The sequence below is a fragment of the Stenotrophomonas sp. Sm10 genome (assembly GCF_030985515.1).
Lineage (GTDB): Bacteria > Pseudomonadota > Gammaproteobacteria > Xanthomonadales > Xanthomonadaceae > Stenotrophomonas > Stenotrophomonas hibiscicola.
On record NZ_JAPTFO010000146.1, the window covers coordinates 1 to 4,029 of the forward strand.

The following is a 4,029-nucleotide window of genomic DNA, read 5'->3' on the forward strand; positions in this document are numbered from 1 at the left end:
CCCCCCCCCCCCCCCCCCCCCCCCCCCCCCCCCCCCCCCGTCCGACAGGTCCCCGGGGGTGGGGGGGGGGGCCGACCGTTGGTCGGCACCGATCTCGCTCTGGTAGCTGTCGACCTTGGTCGACACCGTAGATCCACGCCATGCGTGGATGAATCTCTGGATACCCATTGATGTGGATACCCATTGATCCTGTGGGTGCGAACCTTGGTTCGCACACCGGTTGCCTCAAGCCAGGTAAACCTGCCCGTCGCGCACGTCCACCGGCACCGCACGCAGGCGGTCGCCCTTGCACGGGCCGGCAATGCAGTCGCCGCTGTCCAGCGTGAACGAGGCGCCATGCGCGGCGCACACCAGGTGGCCCTCGCGGCTCTTCAGGAACTGGCCCGGGGCCCAGTCCAGGCGACGGCCGGCGTGCGGGCAGATGTTCAGGAATGCGCGCACCTGCGCGCCGTCGCGGTACAGCACCAGCGATTCGGCATCGCCATCGATCACCGCTTCGACCTCGGCAAACGCGCCATCGGCAATGGCATCAAGGGCGATCAGGGCAGCAGCGATAGTCATGGCGAAAGCTCGGACGGTAAACCGGAATTGTCGCATGCCTGCTCAGGTGACTGGCTGCGACATGAACACAAGTCATTGATCCGTAATAAGCACAGGCTATATTTAACGAGTTTTTCACTCAATGACAGTGGCGCCTCCCGATACTCTGGTTTCGCTGATCCCAGCCTATCGAGCCGCCATGTTCAATCGCGCATCCGCCTTCAACCAGTTCCGCACCCTGTTCGCGCCGCGCAAGCCGCGCCATCCGTTGGTGCGCGTTGCCGTGGGCCTGCTCGGCCTGGCGATCCTGGCCGCGATGGTGTTCATCGGTGTGTTCGTCGGTGCCGCGATGATCCTGGTTGGCCTCGCATGGAAGCTGCTGGCCTCGCGCAAGCCGGGCGCCGCGCGTCCGGTGGACCCGACCGTGGTCGAGGGCGAGTACCGCGTGGTGCGCAAGCCGGTGTTGCCGGCCTCGCGCTGATCCAGGCCTTCCGCGCCCGCTGACGGCGGGCGCCATGCGTTCTAGACTGCGGGCACGCCCTTCCTGGATGCCCGCATGTCCGATGTCTCCGATGTGATCCCTGCCGTAGCCCTGCCGCGTGTACCGGTAGCCGGTGGCGGCAGCTTCCCCGTGCACCGTATCTACTGCGTCGGCCGCAACTTCGCCGACCACGCCCGCGAAATGGGCGCGGCGGTGCCGGCGGCCGATGACCGCGGCCGCCCGATGTTCTTCAGCAAGCCGGCCGACGCCATCGTGGTCGGCCACGACGATGCCATCCCCTATCCGCCAGCAACCGCCAACCTGCACCACGAAGTGGAACTGGTGGTGGCGATCGGTCGCGATGCGCCCGCCGGCGAGCTGGCCGTCGCCGACGCCGATGCGCTGGTCTACGGCTACGCCGTTGGCCTGGACCTGACCCGCCGCGATCTGCAGGCCGCAGCCAAGGACAAGGGCCATCCTTGGGATGCCGCGAAGGGGTTCGATGCCTCCGCGCCGATCAGCGAAATCGTGCACGCCGAAGAAGTCGGCGACCTGGCTGCGCTGAACCTGTCGCTGGAGGTCAACGGCGAGGTGCGCCAGCAGGCACTGCTCGACCAGATGATCTGGAACGTGCCGGAGATCCTGCATGAGCTGTCCAAGCTGTGGCAGCTGCGTGCCGGTGACCTGGTGTTCATGGGCACCCCGTCCGGGGTGGCTGCGCTGAAGCCCGGCGACCGCTTCAGTGCCCGCCTGGAAAACGTGGCCGAGCGCCACGGCGTGATCGCCGGCTGACGTCACCTGCGCTACCCTGCGCGCTGTCCACTTCCCCACCGGAGAAAAACAACAATGGGAATGCTCACCGAGTTCAAGGAATTCGCCATGCGCGGCAACGTCATCGACCTCGCCGTCGGCGTGGTGATCGGCGCGGCCTTCGGCAAGATCGTGACGGCGCTGGTCGAGAAGATCATCATGCCGCCGCTGGGCCTGCTGATCGGCAAGGTGGACTTCTCGCAGCTGGCGTGGACGCTGTCGCCGGCACGGATCGGCCCGGACGGCAAGGAGATTCCGGCGGTGGTGATCGGCTACGGTGATTTCATCAACACCCTGATCCAGTTCGTGATCGTGGCTTTCGCGATCTTCATCGTGGTCAAGGCGATCAACCGCCTGTCTCGCAAGAAGGAAGCTGCACCAGCCGCACCGGCCGAGGAAGTGGTGCTGCTGCGCGAGATCCGCGACAGCCTGAAGAAATAAGGTATCGGGCGCCTATGGGCGCCCCTCCCACCTGTAGAGCCGAGCCCACGCTCGGCTGATCTGCAAAAGGCAGCCGAGCATTGGCTCGGCTCTACAGAAGCAGGCGAAAGCCCCGCCCCGGCGGGGCTTTCGCTTTGCTGCATCTGGCGGGAAACAGCATCCGCGCCAGCCATGACCTCCCGCCCATGCGCCGGGCTGAACGACTGTTAAGCTCCAAGGCTTAGGTCCCTTCCCGGAGTTGTCCATGCGTCGCCGCGTTCTTGCCATCGCATCCTCCCTCGCCCTGCTGGCCGCCCCGGCCTTCGCGGCGCCGCACACCACTACCCTGCCCCCGGCGTCGCTGGCCACCGCCGCACAGCTGCGCGCCCAGGCCTTGGCCGATGACACCGGCTGGAAGGTGGTCGAATCGCTCACCACCGAGATCGGCCCGCGCATCGCCGGCAGCGAGGCTGACGCCCGCGCCGTGGCCTGGGCCGAAGCCAAGTTCAAGGCACTGGGCTTCGACAAGGTGTGGAAGGAACCGGTGACCTTCCCGAAGTGGGAGCGCCGCAGTGAACACGCTGCCGTGACCGGCAAAAATCCGCAGCCGCTGCAGATCACTGCGCTGGGCGGCAGCCCGGGCGGCACCGTTGAAGCCGAAGTGGTGCGCTTCGCCGACCTGGCCGCACTGCAGGCCGCACCGGCCGGTTCGCTCAAGGGCAAGATCGCCTTCGTCGATTACCAGATGCTGCCGTTCCGCGATGGCCGCGACTACGGCCGCGGCGGCGCGATCCGCAGCAAGGGTCCGTCCGAGGCGATCCGCAAGGGCGCGGTCGGTTTCCTGATGCGTTCGGCCGGCACCGACTCGCACCGCGTGCCGCACACCGGCATCACCCGTTTCGATGACGGCCTGACCCCGGTGCCGTCTGCGGCACTGTCGGTGCCCGATGCCGACCAGCTGGCCCGCCTGCTGGCCCGTGGCAGCACCACGGTGAAGGTGGCGCTGGACTGCGGCTGGGATGGTACGGCGACCTCGTACAACGTGATCGGCGAGATCACCGGCCGCAGCCTGCCGAAGGAAGTAGTGGTGATCGGCGGGCATCTGGATTCGTGGGACCTGGGCACCGGCGCGGTGGATGACGGCGCGGGCGTGGGCATCACCATGGCCGCAGGCCACCTGATCGGCCAGCTGAAGCAGGCACCGAAGCGCACCATCCGCGTGATCGCCTTCGCCAACGAGGAACAGGGCCTGTATGGCGGCAAGGCCTATGCCGAAGCGCACGCGAAGGACGTGGCCCTGCACCAGCTGGCCGCCGAGAGCGACTTCGGCGCGGGCCGCATCTACGCCTTCAATACCGGTTCGCCGAATCCGGAAGGCTCGCGCGAAGCGACGAAGCAGATTGCCGAAGTAATGAAGCCGCTGGGCATCGAGTACCAGGCCGACAAGGGTGGCCCGGGCCCGGACGTCGGCCCGCTGGCCGCCAAGGGCGGTGCGTGGGCGTGGCTGGCGCAGGACGGCTCGGACTACTTCCACCTGCACCACACCGCCGACGACACGCTGGACAAGATCGACCCGAAGGCACTGGCACAGAACGTGGCCGCCTACACTGTGTTCGCCTACCTGGCGGCGGAAGCCGATGGCAGCTTCGGCAGCGAGGCCAAGGCGACCACGCCGCCGAACGAGTGATGCGCTTGCGCCGGGCCATGCCCGGCGAGCACAGCGGGACGAGCGGTGCGAACCGAGGTTCGCACCCACCGGGTGGCGGCGCGGGGGGGGG

5 protein-coding genes are annotated in these 4,029 nt (G+C 67.6%); 4 read left to right on the top strand and 1 reads right to left on the bottom strand.

Annotated features, from left to right (window positions below; translation table 11 throughout):
* Positions 1-225: 225 nt before the first annotated feature.
* On the bottom strand, positions 226-561 hold the full coding sequence (locus tag O0J15_RS20360; protein WP_019660188.1) for a Rieske (2Fe-2S) protein: 336 nt from the start codon (positions 559-561) through the stop codon (positions 226-228).
* 178 nt (positions 562-739) lie between these two features.
* Here O0J15_RS20360 and O0J15_RS20365 point away from each other — a divergent pair, with 178 nt between their 5' ends.
* The 4 genes from O0J15_RS20365 to O0J15_RS20380 all read left to right on the top strand — a co-directional run bounded on the left by O0J15_RS20365 (position 740) and on the right by O0J15_RS20380 (position 3,938).
* Positions 740-1,021, top strand: coding sequence for a hypothetical protein (locus O0J15_RS20365; RefSeq protein ID WP_019660189.1), 282 nt, complete (start codon positions 740-742; stop codon positions 1,019-1,021).
* A gap of 75 nt (positions 1,022-1,096) precedes the next feature.
* Positions 1,097-1,813, top strand: coding sequence for a fumarylacetoacetate hydrolase family protein (locus O0J15_RS20370; protein WP_019660190.1), 717 nt, complete (start codon positions 1,097-1,099; stop codon positions 1,811-1,813).
* 54 nt (positions 1,814-1,867) lie between these two features.
* A complete protein-coding gene (gene mscL, locus O0J15_RS20375; RefSeq protein ID WP_019660191.1) occupies positions 1,868-2,272 on the top strand; it encodes a large-conductance mechanosensitive channel protein MscL in 405 nt (134 codons plus the stop codon).
* 244 nt (positions 2,273-2,516) lie between these two features.
* Positions 2,517-3,938, top strand: coding sequence for a M28 family peptidase (locus tag O0J15_RS20380; RefSeq protein ID WP_308306208.1), 1,422 nt, complete (start codon positions 2,517-2,519; stop codon positions 3,936-3,938).
* Positions 3,939-4,029 lie beyond the last annotated feature (91 nt).